Source organism: Nocardia farcinica (assembly GCF_029867845.1).
GTDB lineage: Bacteria > Actinomycetota > Actinomycetes > Mycobacteriales > Mycobacteriaceae > Nocardia > Nocardia farcinica_A.
Map to the genome: position 1 here is coordinate 1 of NZ_JARWRU010001250.1, position 20,573 is coordinate 20,573.

General features: G+C 70.5%; 16 protein-coding genes. 2 read left to right on the forward strand and 14 right to left on the reverse strand.

From position 1 onward, the window contains the following. The 3 genes from QH283_RS27965 to QH283_RS27975 form a co-directional block, all read right to left on the reverse strand. The coding region (locus QH283_RS27965) for an aminotransferase class III-fold pyridoxal phosphate-dependent enzyme (RefSeq protein ID WP_280505918.1) at positions 1 to 1,621 on the reverse strand (1,621 nt) is incomplete at its 3' end. 23 nt (positions 1,622 to 1,644) lie between these two features. Beyond that, positions 1,645 to 2,688: a 3-oxoacyl-[acyl-carrier-protein] synthase III C-terminal domain-containing protein gene (locus QH283_RS27970; protein ID WP_280505919.1), complete on the reverse strand. Its 1,044-nt coding sequence runs from the start codon at positions 2,686 to 2,688 to the stop codon at positions 1,645 to 1,647. A 1-nt stretch (position 2,689) separates the two neighbouring features. After that, positions 2,690 to 4,813: an AMP-binding protein gene (locus QH283_RS27975; protein WP_280505932.1), complete on the reverse strand. Its 2,124-nt coding sequence runs from the start codon at positions 4,811 to 4,813 to the stop codon at positions 2,690 to 2,692. 380 nt (positions 4,814 to 5,193) lie between these two features. Between QH283_RS27975 and QH283_RS27980 the strand changes: the two genes are divergently transcribed. Continuing rightward, the gene (locus tag QH283_RS27980; protein WP_280505920.1) at positions 5,194 to 6,621 is read left to right on the forward strand and encodes an amidase; all 1,428 of its coding nucleotides are present in this window, start codon (positions 5,194 to 5,196) and stop codon (positions 6,619 to 6,621) included. 27 nt (positions 6,622 to 6,648) lie between these two features. On the opposite strand, the gene QH283_RS27985 is transcribed toward QH283_RS27980, so the two are convergent. The 6 genes from QH283_RS27985 to QH283_RS28010 form a co-directional block, all read right to left on the reverse strand. Then, positions 6,649 to 9,561, reverse strand: coding sequence for an ABC transporter substrate-binding protein (locus tag QH283_RS27985; RefSeq protein WP_280505921.1), 2,913 nt, complete (start codon positions 9,559 to 9,561; stop codon positions 6,649 to 6,651). 214 nt (positions 9,562 to 9,775) lie between these two features. Beyond that, on the reverse strand, positions 9,776 to 10,690 hold the full coding sequence (era, locus tag QH283_RS27990; RefSeq protein ID WP_280505922.1) for a GTPase Era: 915 nt from the start codon (positions 10,688 to 10,690) through the stop codon (positions 9,776 to 9,778). Further along, the gene (locus tag QH283_RS27995; protein ID WP_280505923.1) at positions 10,683 to 11,048 is read right to left on the reverse strand and encodes a cytidine deaminase; all 366 of its coding nucleotides are present in this window, start codon (positions 11,046 to 11,048) and stop codon (positions 10,683 to 10,685) included. Before QH283_RS27995 ends, era begins: the two co-directional genes overlap by 8 nt. Beyond that, positions 11,045 to 12,412 carry a hemolysin family protein gene (locus QH283_RS28000; protein ID WP_280505924.1) on the reverse strand — a complete coding sequence of 456 codons (1,368 nt, stop codon included), beginning with the start codon at positions 12,410 to 12,412 and terminating at the stop codon, positions 11,045 to 11,047. Before QH283_RS28000 ends, QH283_RS27995 begins: the two co-directional genes overlap by 4 nt. Then, positions 12,409 to 12,963 (reverse strand): rRNA maturation RNase YbeY, encoded by a 555-nt coding sequence (ybeY, locus tag QH283_RS28005; RefSeq protein ID WP_280505925.1) that lies wholly within the window; start codon positions 12,961 to 12,963, stop codon positions 12,409 to 12,411. The genes QH283_RS28000 and ybeY overlap by 4 nt, the downstream gene beginning before the upstream one ends. A gap of 69 nt (positions 12,964 to 13,032) precedes the next feature. Beyond that, entirely contained in the window at positions 13,033 to 14,889 is a 1,857-nt protein-coding gene (locus QH283_RS28010) for a PhoH family protein (protein ID WP_348538320.1), read from the reverse strand. Positions 14,890 to 15,172: 283 nt separating this feature from the next. Here QH283_RS28010 and QH283_RS28015 point away from each other — a divergent pair, with 283 nt between their 5' ends. After that, positions 15,173 to 15,421, forward strand: coding sequence for a hypothetical protein (locus QH283_RS28015; RefSeq protein ID WP_280505927.1), 249 nt, complete (start codon positions 15,173 to 15,175; stop codon positions 15,419 to 15,421). Between the two features lie 47 nt (positions 15,422 to 15,468). Here QH283_RS28015 and QH283_RS28020 read toward each other — a convergent pair whose 3' ends face one another. The 5 genes from QH283_RS28020 to hemW all read right to left on the reverse strand — a co-directional run bounded on the left by QH283_RS28020 (position 15,469) and on the right by hemW (position 20,448). Further along, the gene (locus tag QH283_RS28020; protein WP_280505928.1) at positions 15,469 to 16,209 is read right to left on the reverse strand and encodes a 16S rRNA (uracil(1498)-N(3))-methyltransferase; all 741 of its coding nucleotides are present in this window, start codon (positions 16,207 to 16,209) and stop codon (positions 15,469 to 15,471) included. A gap of 4 nt (positions 16,210 to 16,213) precedes the next feature. Then, positions 16,214 to 17,368, reverse strand: coding sequence for a molecular chaperone DnaJ (gene dnaJ, locus QH283_RS28025; protein WP_280505929.1), 1,155 nt, complete (start codon positions 17,366 to 17,368; stop codon positions 16,214 to 16,216). A 227-nt stretch (positions 17,369 to 17,595) separates the two neighbouring features. Further along, positions 17,596 to 18,630 (reverse strand): heat-inducible transcriptional repressor HrcA, encoded by a 1,035-nt coding sequence (hrcA, locus tag QH283_RS28030; protein WP_280505930.1) that lies wholly within the window; start codon positions 18,628 to 18,630, stop codon positions 17,596 to 17,598. A 246-nt stretch (positions 18,631 to 18,876) separates the two neighbouring features. Next, complete coding sequence (locus QH283_RS28035; protein ID WP_280505931.1) at positions 18,877 to 19,083, reverse strand: hypothetical protein; 207 nt, start codon at positions 19,081 to 19,083, stop codon at positions 18,877 to 18,879. 159 nt (positions 19,084 to 19,242) lie between these two features. Continuing rightward, entirely contained in the window at positions 19,243 to 20,448 is a 1,206-nt protein-coding gene (hemW, locus tag QH283_RS28040) for a radical SAM family heme chaperone HemW (protein ID WP_432420798.1), read from the reverse strand. Positions 20,449 to 20,573 lie beyond the last annotated feature (125 nt).

Genomic DNA, 20,573 nt, shown 5'->3' on the forward strand with positions numbered 1-20,573 from the left:
CCCCGCCTTGGGGGCGGGCCCCCCCCCCCGCCACGAGCATCTCGGCGAGCTCGATCTCGCCGGGATTGCCGATGCCGTTGATCATCCCGCGGCGCACGCCCGCGGTGACGGCTTCGGTGATCGCCGGGTGGGCGTAGCCCAGCAGATGCGGGCCGTAGCCGCCCGACAGGTCGAGATATTCGTTCCCGTCGAAGTCGCGGACCTTGCCGCCTGCCGCGGATTCGACGAAGACCGGAAAGCCGCTGGGGAAGAAGTACCGGTCGATGTGGGTGGGGGCGACGAGACTCTCCCCGGCTCGGTCGCGCAACTTGAGCGAGGTCGGCATCTGTTCGGCGAATCCGGCGGAGAATCTGGCCTCCACCTCCGCGCTCATGTAGGGCGAGTACCGGTCGGTGAACCGCCGCGCGTTCGCCCAGATGTCGATGTCCGGGTCGATCTGGCCCGCGAAACCCTCACAGGACAGGAAGACCAGCTCCACCTTCGTGAAGTTCGTGGTGTAGCGGGAGCCGTATTTGCGCAGCACCGCGCTGACGTCGTTGAAGTACGAGATCGTCGACCACTGGCTCGAACTGATGTCGAAGTGGTAGCGCAACACCTCGGCCATGTCCGCGTCGTAGGCGGCCCTGTTGCGGTGCAGTTCCTCGCCGGCCAGCACGAAGTACTTCGTGAACCGGTCGATGGCGTTCTGCCATTCCTTCCGGGTGCAGGCGTAGTAGAACGACGACAGTCCCCACTTCTCGTCCTCGCTGAGCTCCACGGTGACGCCGTAGTCCAGGAGGATGATCTGCCCGTCCCGGCCGAACATCACGTTGCCCGGGTGCGGGTCGCCGTGGCAGACCCCGTGCATGTACAGCATCGTGTAGATCACGTCCTGCAGACGCCGGGCGAGCCTGTCGCGCGGAATGCCGACCGCTTCGGCGTTCTTGCCCGGGATGCCGTCCATGAACTGCATGACCAGCATCCGCTCGGTCACCAGTTCGTCGATCACCGCGGGCACCTGGACGTAGGGATGTCCGGCGAAGTTCGCGAAGATGCGCCGTTGCCTGCTCGCCTCGTAACTCATGTCCGCCTGCGGGCGCAGCAGCCGGGCGATCTCGTCGAATCGGGTGGCCACATCGAGCTCGCGCAGGCGTGGCGTCGCGCGATTGACGAGGCCGAGCATGGTGGCGATGGCCCGCAAGCTCTCCTCGATCTGCTCGGGCACACCGTCCTTGACCAGCTTGACCGCAACCTTGCGTCCGTCCGCCAGCTCGGCGACGTGCACCTGGGCCACCGAGGCGCTGGCCACCGGAACCGGGTCGAATCGGCGGAAGACCTCCGACAGCGGCCTCTTCAGCTCGCGTTCCAGAGCCCTGATGCTCTGTTCCCGGCTCATATGAGGCGTCTGGTCCTGCAGCGCGCGGAGCGTGGTCACATAGTCCGGGCCGAACAGATCCGACCGGGTCGCCGCGATCTGCCCCATCTTGATGTAGATCGGTCCCATCCTGACCAGGAAGTCGAGGATCGCTTCGGCGCGGCGACGCTCCCGGCTCGCCGGATCACGGTCACGCAGGGACGCGAGGGAGTATTCGGCCAGACCTCTGGCGGTGAAGACGCCTGCGCGGGCCAGATGCTTGAGCATCCTGTCACCTCTTCTGTCGGAGCTCAGAGAACGAAAGAGAAAGCGGCGAAGGACATCCCGGCGCTGCCGACCCAGCCGACGGCTCGGTCGCCCTGGCGCAGAACGTCCTGCTCGACAGCAGAAGCGATGGCCGCGGGAACCGATGCGGACACGATGTTCCCCGTGCGTTCGAAGACGTGATGTACCGCGTGTCCCAGCCCGACCTTGTCGGCCATCCCTTGCCAGTACCGCTGGCTGGAGGCATGGGTGAACAGCGCGGTCACGTCCTCGATCCGCGGCGCCAGGCGATCGAACACCGCGAACCCCTCGGCAGCGCCCTGCTCGTGCATCTCGAAGCCGAACGAGGTGAAATACCCGACACCGTTGGCGGCGAGTTTCTCGGAAGGGTCGCAGTATCCCTCGTATCCCTCCAGCGTGACGTTGCACAAGGGCGCCAGGTCGGGTCGCGACGCGAACTCGAAGCGCCACGGCTCGCCGCCGTCGGCGGTGAGCACCGTGGCGGTGGCCGCTTCGCCGAGCGTGTAGGCCGGGAACACCGATTCGAGCGCCGACAGGTCGGACAGGCGGAACAACTGCGGGAAGACCACACCGCCGGGACGCAGATTGCACTCGGCGTTGACGATCATCGCGGTGCGGTGGGTTCCGTTGCGGAACAGCGCGTCGGTCACCTGCACAGCGCGGGTCCAGCTCATACAGGCGTCGAGGATGTCGAAACAATGCGCGTTGCGCAGTCCGAGCGCCGCCGCCGAATGATAGGCCCCGCCCGGCTCGATGAATCCGCGCCCGATGCCGGTGTAGATCAGCAGATCCACCTCCGCCGGGGTGATGCCGGCGGAATCCATCGCCGACTCGGCCGCGCGACGGAGCAGATCGATCGGACGCTCCCCCTCGTCGAGCCACCGCCGCTCTCGCGAGCCCGCGTAGCGCAGGTAGTACTCCACCTTCCGCAACGCGGCGTCGAGGTCGCCGTCGAACTCGTCGGCGCTGTGCTCGCCGATCCACTTGATGATGTCGTCGTTGGTCACCGTCCGGGTGGGAAGTGCCGCGACGGCCGAACGTAGTCTCATCTCACTGCGCTCCCACTCCGGTCGAGTCCCCGGCCGGTGTCCGGGCGGCGGCGTCCGTGCCGGGCACCAGGAACTCGGCCACGACCTCCACCATCTCGTGCACCGACCCCGCATCCCAGATCAGTTCGGGCGGGAACCGCTTTCCGCACCACGTCTCGAGACGTTCGTGCAGATCCATCTGATCGACCGAGCCGAACCCGTTGTCCACGAGCGAGCGGTCGAAGCTGACCTTGCCCGCCTCGGTGCCGAGTTTCTCGGCGGCCCACTCGCCGACCTGGGTCGACAAACCCTGCCTGATCAGTTCCCGCATCGACGGCATCCCACCGCCCCGCGTGACTTCCGTGGTAGCCCCGGATTCCTCGGCGATCGTCACGATGCCCTCCCAACGGTGGATCTCCTGCAATGCCCCGGCCAGGTAGTCGGCCCTGCACTGCTGCCTGCGCAGCTTGCCGCTGGTGGTGCGGGGGATGGTTCCCGCGGCGATCAGCACGATCGCGTCCGGCGCGAGACCGTGCCTGCGCGAGACGGCCGTGTGCACGGCGGTGACCAGTTCTTCGGGACGGCGGCCCGCCTCGGCGCGGTACTCCGCCACCAGGACCAGCCCTTCCTGCCCCTCACGCTCGACCGAGAAGGCGATCACCGCGCCGGCGCGCAACGCGTCGTCAGCGGCCACCACGGCGGCCTCGATGTCTTCCAGGTAGTAGTTGACGCCGTTGACGATCATCAGGTTCTTCACCCGGCCGCAGATGAACAACTCGCCCTCGTACAGGAAGCCGAGGTCACCGGTACGCAGGTAGGTGCGCCCGGACTCGTCGCCTGCGATGCGCGCGCCGAAGGTGCTCTCACTGTCCTGCGGGCGGTTCCAGTAGCCGGGTGCGACGATCGGACCGCTGACCCAGATCTCGCCCAGTTCGTCCGGCCCCGCACGCCGGCCGGTCTCGGGTTCGACGATGGCCACCTCGGTCGCCTCGACCGTTCCCCCGCAGCCGACGAGGACGGTGGAGCCCTGCTCCCCGGTCGCGGGCACGACGCGCCTGGACCCCAGGGCGCCGCCGTCGAGTCGCAGCGTGCGGTATCGGCGATCCGGCGTGCACGAGGTGACCTTCAGCGTGGCCTCCGCGAGACCGTAGCCGGGCGCCAGCGCGGTCGACGCCAGGCCGTGTGGCGCGAACGCCTGCTCGAAACGTTCCAGAGTCGCCGCGCGCACCGGCTCGGCGCCGTTGGAGACCACACGCCAGCTGCTGAGGTCCAATTCCCGGCGTTCGGCCGCGCTGATCTTGTCGACGCACAAGTCGAACGCGAAATTGGGTGCGCCACTGTGTGTTCCGCGATACTCGGTCACCGCGGCCAGCCAGCGGAAAGGATTCTTCACAAACGTGGACGGCGCCATGAGCACCGCGCCCGCACCGGCGTAGATCGGCATGAGCACGCCGCTGACCTGACCGAAGTCGTGGAAGTGGGGCAGCCACGAGACGACGACCCCGGTCGAGTCGACATCCCACGAGGCGGCCAGTTCCAGGCACTGCTGCAGGGCCATCGCGTGATCGATGATCACGCCTTTCGGCACGGAGGTCGATCCCGACGTGTATTGCAGATAAGCGATGTCCGTACCGGCGGATTTATACACGTCCGCCACCGGCAGGAGTTCTTCCGAATTTCCGTAGAGCTGACCGGTGAATTCCGAGGAAACTCTCGGAAGCTGTGCCGTGAACAATTCCTGCGAAAGCGACGACATACCGGAAAGAACTTCCCGGGTACTCACCACGCCGGCGGCGTCGCAATCCCGGGCCACCGCTTCGACATGACTCACACGATTTCGTTGCGGCGGAAAGAGCGGCACTGCGACCAGGCCGGCGAAGAGACAGGAGTAGAACGATATGACGTACTCCAACCCGGGCGGGTGGAGCAGAAGGACGCGATCCCCTGGCGAAAACTCCCTGGTCAGACGGGCCGCCAAGGCGCGGACACGCCATTCGAGCGCCCCATAGGAGAGCGCATCGGCCTGCCGCCCGTGCTCGTCGAGGAAGACGTATGCGATATCGTCCCTACGCTCGTCGACGCGTGCCCGAAGAAGTTCGTTCCAATTACCGAAAATTGGCGTGGAGGTATGACCTGACAATGACATGGGCACCCCGATTGATTCCCTGACGATGGCGCACTGAATCGACGACGACCGCCCCGACGGCCTCGCCGACACCCCTGAGATGCGGACCTGAATTTAGTGAATGCGGCTGCAGTACTTCTGCGCAGAAGAATAGCCGACGCGCATATCACGGTCAACCGTTCGGAAAATAAAAAGCGCCCGTATGACATCGATGTTAAACAACTACTCTCCATGAAAGACTCGGGGCGCGAGCCTCGGTTCGGATGCCCTCGCCCGCCTGGGCCCGCAGCAACATGCCCGCTGATGCGTCGCGCGCCGCGGCGGCGATAACCCTCGTGGACGATCGACCAGATCAGCGCTACCGTCGGTCATTCCGACGGGCGAGGAGAGGAAGCCTGCAGATGGTGGTGGCAAATCCGGGTGGCGCCGGCGTCGGGGCCGACCTCGGGCTGACCGAGCTGGCCGCGGCACTGGCCGCAGGCACGGTGAGTTCGGTGGCCGCGGTGGGCGCGGCGCTGGACCGGATCGAGGCGAGCCAGGCGGGGATCAACGCCTTCCGGGTGGTGCGCCGGGAGGCGGCGCTCGCCGAGGCGGCCGAGGCGGATCGCCTGCTGGCGGCCGGGGAGCGGCTGCCGCTGCTCGGAGTGCCGATCGCGGTGAAGGACGACACCGATGTCGCGGGCGAGACGACAGCCTTCGGATGCGGCGGCGATTTCCCGGTCGCGGGCGAGGACGCGGAGGCGGCGCGGCGACTGCGCGCCGCCGGCGCGGTGATCGTCGGCAAGACCACCACCTGCGAGCTGGGGCAGCTGCCGTTCACCAGCGGGGCGGCCTTCGGCCACACCCGCAACCCGTGGAGCCGCGAGCACACCCCGGGCGGCTCCTCGGGCGGCTCGGCCGCCGCGGTCGCGGCGGGGCTGGTGCCCGCGGCGCTCGGCTCGGACGGAGCGGGGTCGGTGCGCATCCCGTCGGCGTGGACGCATCTGGTCGGCATCAAGCCGCAGCGCGGGCGCATCTCCACCTGGCCGCACGCCGAGGCCTTCCAGGGCCTGACCGTGAACGGCCCGATCGCACGCACAGTGGCCGACGCGGCGCTGCTGCTCGACGCGGCCGCGGGCCCGCATTCCGGCGACCGGCACACCCCCGCGCCGATCAGGGCGAGCGAGGCGGTCGGACGCGATCCGGGAAAGCTGAGAATCGCGCTGTCGCTGAACATCCCGTTCACCGCCACCAGGACCGCGCTCGACCGGGAGGTGGCCGAGGCCGTTCGCTCGGTGGCCTGCACCCTGCGCGGACTCGGCCACACGGTCACCGTCGCCGACCTGCACTACGGGCTGCTCATGGGCGCCTGCTTCCTGCCGCGCTCGATGGCGGGCATCCGGGAGGCCTATCGGCGGATGCCCGGCGCGGTGGTGGACCCGCGCACCGTGGCGAACGCGCGGCTCGGCCTGGTGCTCGGCGGTCCGGTACTGGCCGCGGCGCGCCGGGCCGAGGCATTGCTGCACCGGCGGATCGGCGGCTTCTTCCGCGACTACGACGTGGTGCTCGCGCCCACCACCGCCACTCCGCCGCCGCGGGTGGAGGAGATCGACGGCATCGGGGTGGGCGCGACGAACGCCTTGATCACCGCGGCCTGCCCGTACGCGTGGCCGTGGAACGTGCTCGGCTGGCCAAGCGTGAACGTGCCAGCCGGCTTCACCGGGACCGGGCTGCCGCTCGGTGCGCAGCTCATGGGACCGCGGGCCTCGGAACCGCTGCTGATCGCGCTGGCCGCGCAACTGGAAGCCGAGCGGCACTGGCAGCGGGAGCGGCCGCGGCCCTGGTGGTGACCGCCCCCGGGCGCCCGGCCGGCGCGCCTAGTTCCCGCCGGGTGCCGCCCACTCCTCGAGCTCGCCGGCCTCCGCGGCGTCCTGGCGCGGTTCCGGCGGGCAGCCGGTACCACCGATACGCGCGCCCGTCCCGTCGATGGCCTCGGCGCCGGGATACATGAGCAGGCACCGCGAGACCGGTTCCGCGCCACGCAGATCCGTGGCCAGGATGGCGATCGGGGCCCGCTCGGCGATGCGCTTGTGCTCGAAGTCCAGCGTGCCGCTCGCGCCGGTGTACGTCGTCTGGAGCAATTGCGCGGCCACCGCGGCACGGTTCGGCAGGCGATCGGCGGGCCTGCTGTCGATCACGGCCTTGCCGAACACGCCGACCACGTCGTAGCCGAGGGCGAGGCGGTCGCCCGGCCAGTTCGGCGTGTACCCGTCGTCGATGTCGGGGTGCGCGCGCAGGAAGGCGACCAGTTCGGGCAGGCCCTGGCACAGCTGCACGTGGTGGCTCGTCGGCCGGGGACCGGTCACCTCACCGTCGCGGCACCGCGCGCCGCCGAGCATCACCGACGCCGCGTAGGCGACGTAGCGGACCGTCGACCACGGCGGAATCGATTCGACCGCGTGCGGATCGGCGAGCACCCGGGTGAGGGTGTCGTTGCCGAGGATCACCGGTCCCCGCCCGGCCTCGCAGTTCCCGCCCGCCCGCTGGGCGAAGTTGGTGAACTCCTCGTTGCGGGCGGCGTAGAACAGCAGCGTCTCCGGCGCGTCGTCGGTCCGGCAGGTCGGGGCCACGTCGACCCAGTCGAGAATTCGGAACGGGATGCCCCGCTCCCGCAGCTCCTCGGTCAGATCGTCGATCAGATTGGTGACGTAGATGTCGCCGCTGTCGCGGCGTGCGACGACGTCGGCGGAGGCGTACAGCTCGACCTCGGAATAGAACCGTCTGCCCGCCCTCGGGCTGCCCGCCGGATAGCGCGCGCCCGCGATGTAGTCGGCGATCAGGGCGGCCTGGCGGGCGTTGTTCGGCACCGCCTGGAAGTACAGCGGCGAGACCTGCATCAGCGAATCCGCCGACAGCGTCGTGCTCACCACCGGCACACCGAGATCGCCGAGCAGGTCGATGGCGCGGCTGGTCTCGGCGGTGCTGCGGTCCATGCCGATCACGCCGAGCACGCCGGGATCGTCGGCGATCAGGTCGGCGAGGTGCTCGTTCACCACCGTCACGGCCCTGGACATCCTGGTACCGCCGTTGGCGATCACCACACGCAACAACGGGGTGCCCGGACCGCGATTGTTCAGCCACAGCTCCTGCTGCACCGCCACGCCCGCCAACTCCTCCGCCTGGGCCAGCGGGTACTGGATGCTGGCCTCGTCGTGGGCGAAGCCCGCGAAATAGATCAGGGTCACCAGCGGCCGGGACGCCTCGTCCTCGTGCCTGCGCTCGGCGGCGCGGTTGAGTTCGAAGATCCGTTCCTGCACGGCACGCAGCTCGGGGTTCGTGGAGAAGATCCGGTGCGCGTTGTCGCTGTAGCCCACACATTCGCCGTCGGCCGTGGAGACCGACACGCCCCGCGTCCACGGCCAGTGCGAACAGGGCTCGCCGCGCAGCGGAGGCAGCCACACCACGGCGGCTGCCGCCACCAGCACCACCGGGAGCAGGGCGGACATGGCGACGAACCAGCGGCGGGCGGCCAGCGGCGGGGCGGGCGGCACCGCGAGAGCGGCGTAGTCCGGGTCCCGGATGTGGTCGCGCACCGGCTCGGGCAACCGCACCCGCAGTGGCAGGAACCACGCGCGCGGCCGCCTGCTGGTGCGCATGTGCTCGATGTTGCCCAGCCAGGTCCGCAGCGGGTCCGGCTGCTGCCCTGGCGGGTAGCGGTCGACCAGGGACTCCAGGGTGGGCAGCATTGCCAGCTCACCGACGTGGGCGAGATCGCCGGGTGCCGGTTCGGCCGGCGCGGTCTCCAGGCAGGCCACGATCACCAGCGGATCGAACAGGCCGGTCTCGTTGCGGATGTCGTTGATCAACGACAGCAGCCCGGCCGCCGCGCTGCCCTCGGCCACCGGCCCGAGCAGCGCCACCGGGTAGGCGGTGCGCCGCCAGCCCGACGGTCGCCAGAGCGGGCGGCGATAGGCATCGCGCAGGTCTTCGAGGAAGGCGTTGACCAGCAGTTTGGCGACCTGCTCCTCGTTCTCGTCGTTGCGGCCGGAGGCGGTGAGGCGTACGGCGAAGCCGAGGAAGCTGTCGGAGAGCTGGGGCGCCAGGTAACGCTGGTGCATGAACCAGCGGGTCACCTTCGACATGCCGGGGATACGACCGCTGACCCACAGCCACAGCCGCAGCACCGGCCACAACGCCAGCACGCCGAACACCATCCGCGAGACCACGTCTCCGGCGGCCGCCTCGCTCGCGTCGCCGGGCGAGGCGGCCGGTGTGCCGCTGCGCAGCAGACGGGGCAGGCGAGCACGCAACTCCACCGTCGCCTCGGTCTCGTCGCTGGTGACGCGCTGGCGGGTCAGCCAGTCGGCGGTGCGATAGCGGGGAAAACGGATCGGGCCCATCGCCGTGTCGTCGCCGGAGAAGCCCTCCACCAGGCGATGCACGATCGGCAGGCAGTGGCCCTCGACCTCCTCGCCGGTGGCGTTCGGGTCCGGCCGCAGCGCGTCGGCGGGCAGTCCCGGCGCCGAGAGGTCGACCCTGGCACGGGGCGTAGCGCGGCGACCGCCGGATTCGCCCAGCCAGCGGTAGATCTCGACCAGCAGCGGCGAACTCGCCGGGACGCCCACGAGGCCGACGACGGGCCGGGGCAGCGGCCGTCTGCGGCGCAACAGGGTACGCAGCACGCGGGGCCGGGCGTCCGGGACATTCAGCGCCCGAACGAGTTCGAGCAGTTTGCCGATATCGCCGCTGTTCGGGGCGCCGCCGCCCGCGGTGTCGTTGCTCTCGGGCACTCGACGCCCCTCCCCCGGTGATGCTGCCGCGGGCCGCACGTGCCGCTGTGCCCGCGTGTAACGGGCGACTGTACCGCCCCGCGGGCCGTCCGGCACGTCGATCCATCGGCTCGTCGGCCCGATGTCGCTGTGCCGTAACACTTCCCGCCCGGCGAGCTACCTCCCGGCGCGCGCCGGGCCGGACGACAGATCCCGGGACGGCGCGCCCGGAGAGTCAGAAGCCGAGCTTGCCCAGCTGCTTGGGGTCGCGCTGCCAGTCCTTGGCAACCTTCACATGCAGGTGCAGATAGATGCGCACCCCGAGGATGCTCTCGATCTGCTTGCGGGCGTTGGTGCCGACCTCCTTGAGCCGGGCGCCGCCCTTGCCGATGACGATGGCCTTCTGACTCGGCCGCTCCACATACAGCAGCGCGTGCACGTCGAGCATGTCCTCGCGCTCCTCACGCGGCAGCACCTCCTCGATGACCACGGCCAGCGAGTGCGGCAGCTCGTCGCGCACGCCCTCGAGGGCGGCCTCGCGGATGAGCTCGGCCATCAGGGTTTCCTCGGGCTCGTCGGTCAGCTCCCCGTCCGGGTAGAAGGCCGGACCCTCGGGCATCTTCGAAGCGATCACGTCGACCAGCACCTCGACCTGCTCGCCCTTGACCGCCGAGACCGGAACCACGTCGGCGTCCGGGCCGAGCAGCTGGGAGACGGCGAGCAGTTGCTGGGCGACCTGGTCGCGGCTCACCTTGTCGATCTTGGTGACCACGCCGAGCAGGGTGGTCTTGGGCGCCATCTGCTGGATCTGCTGCACGATCCACCGGTCGCCCGGTCCGATCTTCTCGTCGGCCGGGATGCACACCGCGATCACGTCGACCTCGGAGTAGGTGTCGCGGACCAGGTCGTTGAGACGCTGGCCGAGCAGGGTGCGCGGGCGGTGCAGACCGGGGGTGTCGACCAGGATCAGCTGGGCGTGATCGCGGTGCACGATGCCACGAATGGTGTGCCGGGTGGTCTGCGGCCGCGAGGAGGTGATGGCGATCTTGGCGCCGACCAGCGCGTTGGTCAGCGTCGACTTGCCGGTGTTGGGCCTGCCGACGAAACAGACGAAGCCCGAGCGGAATTCGGTCCGGCCACTGTCAGCCACCGTTGGCCTCCGACCCCGCCGCCGCCGCGTCGTCGAGAACATCGAAGACCGCCCCCGCCTGGTCGGCGAAGATGATCCGCGCCGTGGGCGAGACCTCCCGCACCGCGAACACTCCGGGATCGGAGAACTTGGCGCCGATCACCACCGCCGCCTCGAAGCCCTCCGCGCCGCTGGACAACGCCGCGGCCACCGCCGACTGCAGAGCGGTCAACCGCAGCGACGACAGGCTCACCTCGCCCGCGGCGTAAGTGCGGCCGTCGGTGTCACGCACCGCCGCGCCCGCGGCGCCGCCGGTGCGCCCGAGCGCGCCCCTGGCCAGCACGTGCAGCTTGGCGTCCTCGGCATCCAGTTCGATCATCGGCTCTCTCCGTCCTCATCGTTTCTCGCGGGCTCGGCGGCCGCGGGCGTCTCCCGCCGCGTGCCCTCGCCCGGTGTGCTGGTGTCGCCGCGCGCCGATTCCGGCTGCGGCTGCTCGGCCCGGCGGACCATCACGGTGTGCACCCGCATCCGGCCACGCGCGTCCGGCCCGCCCTCACCGCGCAGCACCAGCCCGTAGGCCTGCACCTTCGACCCCGGCAGCGGCACACGTCCCAGCTCGTGTGCGAGGAGTCCGCCGACGGTGTCGACGTCCTCGTCCTCGATCTTCAACCCGTACAACTCGCCGAGGTCCTCCACCGACAGCCGCGCCGACACCCGGTAGCGGCCGTCCCCCAGATCTTCCACCGGCGCGATCTCGTCCGCGTCGTATTCGTCGGCGATCTCACCGACGATTTCCTCCAGCACGTCCTCGATGGTCACCAGACCGGCGATGCCGCCGTACTCGTCGACCAGCAGCGCCATGTGGTTGCGACGGCGCTGCATCTCGTCCAGCAGCGCGTCCAGCGGCTTGGAGTCGGGCATGAACACCGCGGGCCGCATGACCTCGCGCACCCGCACATTGCGGCTGCGGTCGGCATAGGTCACCAGGTCCTTGAGATAGACCACGCCGAGGATGTCGTCGACGTTCTCCCCGATCACCGGGATGCGCGAGTGCCCGCTGCGCACCGCCAGCGACATAGCCTGGGCGGCGGTCTTGGTGGCCTCGATCCACACCATCTCGGTGCGCGGCACCATCACCGCCCGCGCCGGGGTGTCGCCCAGCTCGAAGACCGACTGGATCATGCGGCGTTCCTCGTCGGCCACCACACCGCGCTCACCGGCCAGCTCGACCACCTCGCGCAGCTCGATCTCCGAGGCGAACGGCCCGTTGCGGAAGCCCTTACCTGGCGTGATGGCGTTGCCGAGCAGGATGAGCAGCCGCGACAGCGGGCTGAGCACGGCGCCGATGAACTGTAACGGCAGCGCGGCGGCCAGCGACAGCGAGTAGGCGTGCTGGCGGCCGAGGGTGCGGGGGCCGACGCCGATCACCACGTAGTCGACCACCACCATGATCGCGGCGGTGACCAACAGGGCGACGGTGTCCGGCCACAGCCGCATCAGGGCGGCGGCCAGCAGCACGGTGGCGCCGATCTCGCACGAGACGCGAAGCAGCACCATGAGATTGACGTAGCGGGCGCGCTCGGCGACGATGCGCGACAGCCGGGCCGCGCCGGGGCGTTCGACGCGCACCATGTCCCCCAGGCGCGCGGGCGAGATGGTGTTCAGCGCGGAGTCCAGGCCGGCGAAGAGCCCGCCGAGCGGGACGAGCACCACCGCGAGAACGATGAGTACCGGAGCGCTCACGCGGGGCCCAGTGCGTCACCCGGCGTCGTGAACCCCGCCTTCCCGAGCAGTCGCGCGTCCCGTTCGGCGAGTTCGGCGCGGCGCGCGGCCTCGCGCAGGCTCTCGTACCACTCCTCGAGCAGCCGGGCCTGCAGGGCGAACATCTCCTTCTCCTCCTCCGGCTCGGCGTGGTCGTAGCCGAGCAGGTGCAGGACGCCGTGGACGGTCAGCAGCGCCAGCTCGTGGTCGAGGGAGTGCTCGGCCTTGCGCGCCTGGGCGGCGGCGAACTCGGGGCACAGCACGATGTCGCCGAGCATCGACGGGCCGGGCTCGGGGCTGTCCGGGCGCCCGCCCGGCTCCAGCTCGTCCATGGGGAAGGACATGACGTCGGTGGGACCGGGCAGGTCCATCCAGCGCATGTGCAGGTCCGCCATCGTGTCGAGATCGACGAGCACCATCGACAGCTCGGCGGCCGGGTGCACGTCCATCCGCGCGATCACGAACCGCGCGACACTGACCAGATCTTCCTCGGGGACGTCGATGCCCGATTCGTTGGCGATCTCGATGCTCACCTGAACAGGGTATTCGGTGACGTGGAGAACAGCGGGACGGGACCCGGTGTAAGGCCCCGCCCCGCATGCTCAGCGGCGTTCGGACCGGCCCGCCGCGCGGCGCTGGGCGCGGTTGCCCGGCAGATGCGTGCCCACCGGCCGGGTCGCGGCCTCGAAGCGCTCATAGGCGTCGACGATGTCGGAGACCAGGCGGTGGCGCACCACGTCGCCGCTGGTGAGCTCGGCGAAATGGATGTCGTCGATCTCGGTGAGGATCTCCGAGGCCGCGCGCAGGCCCGAGCGGGCGCCGTTGGGCAGGTCGACCTGGGTCACGTCACCGGTCACCACGATCTTGGAGCCGAACCCGAGCCTGGTCAGGAACATCTTCATCTGCTCGGCGGTGGTGTTCTGCGCCTCGTCGAGGATGATGAACGAGTCGTTGAGGGTGTTGTGGGTGAGCAGGAAGTCCTCGGTCACGTACAGCGCGTCGGGCGCGGCGACCCGGATGCAGACCGCCTCCTCGGTGCCCGCTTCCTCGATGGAGTGGATGAACCGCATCGGCCTGCCACCGCCGTGCGCGGCATACCTGGCCGCCTTCTGCTCGCGGCGGAACGGCTCGATGCCCTCCGGCAGCCGGATGTCGAGCACGTAGCTCTCGCGCCGCTCGCCCGTCGCGCGCCGCACCGTCGAGCGGGTGCGCACGTTGACGATGCCGCCCAGCGAGTGGACGAGGAACAGCACGTCGGCGCGCACCTGCTTCGAGGCGGTCGGGTACTGGACGCGGCAGCTGCGCCCGGCCTGGGTGATCGGCCCCGCCGCGGCGTCGAGCATGCCCTGCAGCACGCTCAGGCGCACCGCGGACTCGTTGAGCAGGTAGTCGTCGGGAACCTGTGCGCCGTGCTCGCCGAGCGACAGGCCGACCGTGTACGGGTCGGCGGGCACCGGCCTGGCCGGGAACTCCACCGGCGCGCTGAGCAGCGGCAGCTCGTAGCGGTGGTGGTGGGCCGCGCGGAGGTTGCCGATCATCTCCTTGGTCTGCAACACCCGGGGCGGCTTGCCGCGACGCCGGTCGTCACGGGTGTAGACCGACCACAGGTGGTCCCCGGAGGCCAGCGTGGACGAGCCGTCCTGGGTGGTGACGCGGTAGATCTCCTTGAAACCCTGCGGGTAGACGCCGAGGACCTCGGTGGGACGGCCGTCGGAACCGATCACCTCGTCACCCACGGCGATCTCGCCGATCGGCCGGAAACCGGCCGGGGTGAGCACCTTGGTGTGCAGCGGCTGTGCGCGACCGCGCATGTAGGCCAGCGGGGCGACCTCGATGACGCCCGCGGCGGTCAGCTTCGGGATCGCCTCCGGGTCCATCATGTCGTGCAGCGCGTCGTAGAGCGGCCGCAGATAAGGATCGATCTTCTCGTTCAGGGTGCCGGGCAGGAAGCCGAGGCGCTCGCCCGCCTCCACCGCAGGGCGGGTGAGGATGATGCGGTTGACCTGCTTGGACTGCAGGGCCTGCACGGCCTTGGCCATGGCCAGATAGGTCTTGCCGGTGCCCGCGGGACCGATGCCGAAGACGATGGTGTGGGCGTCGATCGCGTCGACGTAGCGCTTCTGGTTCAGCGTCTTCGGCCGGATGGTCTTGCCGCGCCGGGACAGGATGTCGAGGCTGAGCACCTCGGCGGGCGACTCGGACAGGTCCGAGGTCAGCATGGACACGGTGTGACGGACCGCCTCCGGGGTGATCACCTTGTTGCGCCCGGTCAGCGCGACCAGTTGCTCGATGACACGCTCGGCCAGCGCCACATCGGAGGCCCTGCCGGTGAGGGTGACCGAGCTGCCGCGCACATGGATGTCGGCGTCGAGCAGACGCTCGAGCTCACGCAGGTTCTCGTCGGCGGAGCCGAGCAGCGGAAAGACGGATTCGGGAGCCAGTTCGATGCTGGAACGCACCGTGCGGGCAGCGGGGCCCGAGCTGTTGGCACCTGCACCGATTCCGGTCACGGGGTTGGTCGGCTCACCGATCTCACCTTGGGTTCGCAAAGGTCGTTACAGCCCGCTTTCCGGTCTCGACAGTACTGCCGCGCGGCCGGACGCTCTTCCGGCCGGAAGTACATCGGGGATACCCACCGACCAGGCAAGTTTAACGCGGCCCCCCGACACGCCGACAGTGAATAACCGCCAGGGCGGACTCGACGCCCGGGTCCGCGGGCCGGTCGTGTGGGCAATCGAACCCATGACACCAGAGCACGAGAGCTTCGACAAGCACGACCAGGCACCGGGGGAGGCGAAGTCGCCGGAGTCCGCGTGCGGCACGGATTGCGGCACGTCGTGGACCAGAAAGCTGCCCGCGGGTATGGCCGTCGGACTGGCACTCGGCGTCGTCCTCGGCCTGACCGTGCTCGACAACATCGCCGTCGGTGTCGGCTTCGGCATGGGCATCGGCATCGCGGTGGCGGTCGCGCTGGGGTCGCGGGAGGGATGATCGCGCGGCGCTGATGGTCGCCCCGGGCCGGCTCGCCGTCGGCCCGGCTACCAGCGCGGGGTGAGCGCTCCCAGCGCGCCGAGGGCGACCGCGGCGGCCGTGGAGGTGCGCAGCACCGTCGGGCCGAGCACGACGGTCCGCGCGCCCGCCTCCGTCAGCGCCGACAGCTCGCTGTCGTCCAGCCCGCCCTCGGGGCCGACGATCAGCACCACCCTCGGCACGCCGGTGAAGTCGAGTTCGGTGAAGCGCGCGGCCCCCGACTCGTGCAACGCGGCCACCACCGCGCCCTCGGCGCGCGCGGCGCGCACCAACTCGACCAGGTCGCGGGTGCGGTGCAACTCGTGGACCTCGGGGATGTAGGCGCGGCGGGACTGTCTGGCCGCCGCGCGGGCCGCCGCGCGCCACTTCTCGATTCCCTTGGCGGCCTTGCCGTCCCACTTCGCCACGCAGCGCAACGACTGCCACGGCACGACGGCGTCCGCGCCCGCCTCGGTCATCAGCTCGACGGCCAGCTCCGAGCGCTCGGACTTGGGCAGGGCCTGCACCACCGTGACCTCCGGCGTGGGCCGTGACGCCAGGGCGCGGTCGAGCACACGCAGGTGCAGCCGGTCGCGCTGGGCGTCGACGACCTCGGAGGCGGCGAGCAGGCCGCGGCCGTCGGAGAGGGTGATCGCCTCGCCGACCCTGGTGCGGCGCACGGTGGCCGCGTGCCGCCCCTCCGGGCCGTCGAGCACGGCGATCTGCCCCGGCTCGGGGATGTCGTCGAGATAGAAGACCGTGGCGGCCAACGGGTCAGCGTCCGCTGAAGGAGGCCCGCAACCGGGCGAACAGGCCGCTGTTGTGCTCGGACTGCGCCGACATGACCTCGGCCCGATCGCGATCGCGCAGGGACTTGTACTTGCGCAGCAGCTCGGTCTGCTTGCCGTCCAGCTTGGCCGGGATCACGATGTCCAGGTGCGCGAGCAGGTCGCCGCGCACGCCGGAACGCAGCTTCGGCATGCCGTGGCCGCGCAGCACCGAGACCTCGCCCGGCTGGGTGCCCGCCGGGATGGTCAACTCGACCGGGCCGTCGAGGATGGTGTCGATGACGACGGTGGTGCCGAGCGCCGCGTCGACCATCGGGACCCGGACCGTGCAGTGCAGGTCGTCACCGTCGCGCACGAACACGTCGTGCGGCTGCTCGACGATCTCCACGTACAGATCGCCCGCCGGGCCGCCGCCCGGTCCGACCTCGCCCTGGGCGGCCAGCCGCACACGCATGCCATTGGCCACGCCCGCGGGGATCGGCGCGGCGATCTCGCGCCGCGCGCGCACCCGGCCGTCGCCGCCACACTTGCCGCAGGGGTCGGGGATGGTCTCGCCCGCGCCGCGGCAGGTGGGGCAGGGACGGGAGGTGAGCACCTGGCCGAGGAAGGAGCGCTGGACCGACTGCACCTCGCCCGCGCCGCCACAGGTCTCGCAGCGGATGGGCTTGGAGTCGCCGTTGGTGCCCGAGCCCTTGCACAGGTCGCAGAGCACAGCGGTGTCGACGGTCAGATGCTTGGTGACGCCGACGGCGCACTCGGCCAGGCTCAGCCGGGTGCGCAGCAGCGAGTCGGCGCCGGGCTGGACGCGACCGCGTGGCTTGCGCTGGCCGCCGCCGGTGCCGCTCATGCCGCCGAAGAACGCCTCGAACACGTCGCCGAGACCGCCGAATCCGGCGCCGGAGAAGCCGCCGGCGCCGCCGCCGTTCTCCAGGGGATCGCCACCCATGTCGACGATGCGGCGCTTCTCCGGGTCGGAGAGCACCTCGTAGGCGGTCGACACGTCCTTGAACTTGGCCTGCGCCGCCTCGTCCGGATTGACGTCCGGGTGGAGCTCACGCGCCAGCTTCCGGTAGGCGCGCTTGATCTCCTGGTCGGTCGCGTTGCGCCCGACGCCGAGTAGTCCGTAGTAGTCCCGTGCCACGTGAGTTCTCTAGTCCTCGGTTCGCTGTACTCGCACTCGTGCCGCCCCCACCGAACGCAGGAGCACCATCAGTCGGATGCACTCAACTTTATCCGGCTGCACTCAACTTTATAGGGCCGGAGTCCGAGCGTAACAGCGACGTGGCGTGACCTCGGTCGCGCGGCGGCCGCTCCCAGCTCAGGACGCCGGGGCCGGGAGCACCTCGCCGACGGCGCGGCCCGGCGGGCTCAGCGCTGGGCCAGGACCTCGCCGATGTAGCGGGCGACCGTGGCCACCGAGGCGATGGTGCCCGGGTAGTCCATCCTGGTGGGACCGAGCACGCCCATGCCGCCGAGGACCGAGCCGGAGGCGCCGTAGCCGGTGGTGACCACCGAGGCGCTGCGCATCTCCTCGACCTGGGTCTCCTCGCCGATGCGTACCGTGACGGTGCCCGGCTGCTGCGCGGCGGCCAGCAGCTTGAGCACGACCACCTGCTCCTCCAGCGCCTCCAGCACCTGCCGCAGCGCGCCGGGCAGGCCGAAGTCGGCGGCGTTGCGGGTGAGATTGGCGGTGCCGCCGAGCACCAGACGTTCCTCTGGATGCTCGACCAGCGTCTCGACCAGGACGGTGGAGACCCGGATGAGCACGTCGCGCAGCCGTTGCGGCGCGCTGTCGGGCAGTTCGGCCACCGCGGCCGAGGCCGACGCCAGGCGCTTGCCGTCCATGGCGGCGCCGAGCAGGGCGCGCAGCGCGGACAGGTCGTCGTCGTCGATCACCGCGCCGAGGTCGACGATGCGCTGGTCGACCCGGCCGGTGTCGGTGATGACCACCAGCAGCAGGCGCGCGGGATTGAGCGCGACGACCTCGATGTGGCGCACCGTGGACGCCGAGACCGTGGGGTATTGCACGACCGCGACCTGACGGGTCAGCTGGGCGAGCAGGCGCACGCCGCGGCGCAGCACGTCGTCGAGGTCGACGCCGGACTCCAGGAACTGCATGATCGCCCTGCGCTCGGCGGGCGAGAGCGGCTTGACCTCGGAGATGCGGTCGACGAACTGGCGGTAGCCCTTGTCGGTGGGGATGCGCCCGGAACTGGTGTGCGGCTGGGTGATGTACCCCTCGGCCTCGAGCACCGCCATGTCGTTGCGCACGGTGGCACTGGACACGCCGAGGTTGTGCCGCTCGACCAGGGTCTTGGAACCGATCGGCTCCTTGGTCGCCACGTAGTCCGCCACGATCGCGCGGAGAACCTCGAAGCGGCGATCCTCGGTGCTCGACGACATCGGGCCCCACCTCCTCGCTCCTGCCGTACGCCTCAGCCCACCGGCGTACTCCCGGTCACCGACTTCGGCATGACCGGTCTGTCCGAGTATCCAGTTTAATTGTCGACGCACCAATCGCCCGATGAGCTGCCCGACGAGCTGCCCGATGAGCTGCCCGATCAGCCGACGAGCGAACTGCCCGATCGGCCGACGAGCGCGCAGCCCTCATCAGCTGCCCGGACGGGCGGGTGGGCGGAGGATACCGGGTCAGGGACGGCCGACGAGCTTTCCCGCCTGGGCATCGAGCCCGAGCATCGACAGCAGCGACAGGCAGTCCTCGGCGTTCTGCGCGTGCCCGGCGACGGTGCGGGCGGCTATGGCCCGCTTCCGGGCGAACTCGGCCTTCTCGGCCGCGCGCATTTCGGAGAATTCGTAAGGCTCGTGCACGGTCTGCACACGTGATGACTCGGTCAAATCGACTCCTCGAAGTTCTTCGGAGCCTACCGCGAACCGTGCCGGCGGCAATACCTGACAACGGGACGTCCGGTTGTCCGCCCCGGCTCGCTCGAACCCCGCTGTCCCGACCCCGCTGTCGCGGCTCCGCCGCGTCGGGCTGCGCCTGCCCCGGCCCGCTCAGACGACGAGGCGGCGCACCAGGGCGTCGGCCAGCAGCCGTCCGCGATCGGTGAGCACCAGGTGATCACGCTCGCGCACGCCGAGACCGTCGGCCACGATCTCCTCGACGACCGGCGCCGCCGCGGGTTCCAGCTCGGCCAGCGGCAGCCCGGTGCGCAGCCGGATGGTGAGCATGACGCGCTCGAGATAGCGGTCCTCGGCGGTCAGCGCCTCCCACCCCGCCGCGGGCAGGCCGCCGAGGGCGGCCCGATCCGCGTTGCGGGCAGGATGCTTGGCGTTCCACCAGCGCACGCCGCCGAGGTGGCTGTGCGCGCCCGGCCCCGCGCCGAGCCAGTCGCCGCCGTCCCAGTAGCCGAGGTTGTGCCTGCACCTGGCGTCCTCGCCGGCCGCCCAGTTCGACACCTCGTACCAGCTCATTCCCGCCTCGGTCAGCCGCCGGTCGACCAGTTCGTAGCGGGCGGCGAGCACGTCGTCGTCCGGGGCGGGCAGCTCGCCGCGCCGCACCCGCCGCGCCAGGGCGGTGCCGTCCTCGACGATCAGCGAATAGGCCGAGACGTGGTCGACGCCCGCGTCGAGCACCGCGTCGAGGCTGGCGTCGAGATCGGCGTCGGTCTCGCCGGGGGTGCCGTAGATGAGGTCCAGGTTGACGTGCTCGAATCCGGCGGCGCGGGCCTCCTTCGCGGCGGCGACCGGGCGGCCTGGGGTGTGCGCGCGGTCGAGCACGGCCAGCACGTGCCTGGCGGCGGATTGCATGCCGAGCGAGATCCTGGTGTAGCCGGCCGCGCGCAGCCGCTCGAAGAAGGCGGGCGAGGTGGACTCCGGGTTGGATTCGGTGGTCACCTCCGCGCCGGTGGCGAGGGTGAAGTTCGCCCGGATCGCGTCGAGGACCGCGGCCAGGCCGTCGCCGCCGAGCAGCGAGGGCGTGCCGCCGCCGACGAAGACCGTCTCGACGGCGGGCACCGGGCTCGGCAGCGCCGCGAACGCGGCCGCGGCGGCGGCCAGTTCCCCGCGCAGGGCCGCCAGCCAGGACTGCGGTGATGCCGAGGTGCCGAGTTCACCGGCGGTGTAGGTGTTGAAATCGCAGTAGCCGCAGCGGGTCGCGCAGAACGGGACGTGGATGTAGACACCGAAGGGCCCGCCGCCGAAATCACGCAGCACGGGGGTGTCGGCGTCGGGCTGGGTCGGGGCTGCCGCTGGACTCACCTGTTCAGTGTGCCCGCAGGCCGCCGGGGGCAGGAGGCCACGGTCGCGGGGGGGGGTACCGCGGCCCCCCCCCCCCCCCCCCCCCCCCGCCGGGCGGGGCACGGGGCGCACCCGGGGGGGTGTGG

Bases quoted from the DNA above. Each gene is read 5' to 3' on its own strand.
- QH283_RS27995 (WP_280505923.1), bottom strand. From the start codon at position 11,048: ATGATCGAACTGGATGCCGAGGACGCCAAGCTGCACGTGCTGGCCAGG.
- QH283_RS27970 (WP_280505919.1), bottom strand. From the start codon at position 2,688: ATGAGACTACGTTCGGCCGTCGCGGCACTTCCCACCCGGACGGTGACC.
- QH283_RS27980 (WP_280505920.1), top strand. From the start codon at position 5,194: ATGGTGGTGGCAAATCCGGGTGGCGCCGGCGTCGGGGCCGACCTCGGG.
- QH283_RS27975 (WP_280505932.1), bottom strand. From the start codon at position 4,813: ATGTCATTGTCAGGTCATACCTCCACGCCAATTTTCGGTAATTGGAAC.
- QH283_RS28015 (WP_280505927.1), top strand. From the start codon at position 15,173: ATGACACCAGAGCACGAGAGCTTCGACAAGCACGACCAGGCACCGGGG.
- hrcA (WP_280505930.1), bottom strand. From the start codon at position 18,630: ATGTCGTCGAGCACCGAGGATCGCCGCTTCGAGGTTCTCCGCGCGATC.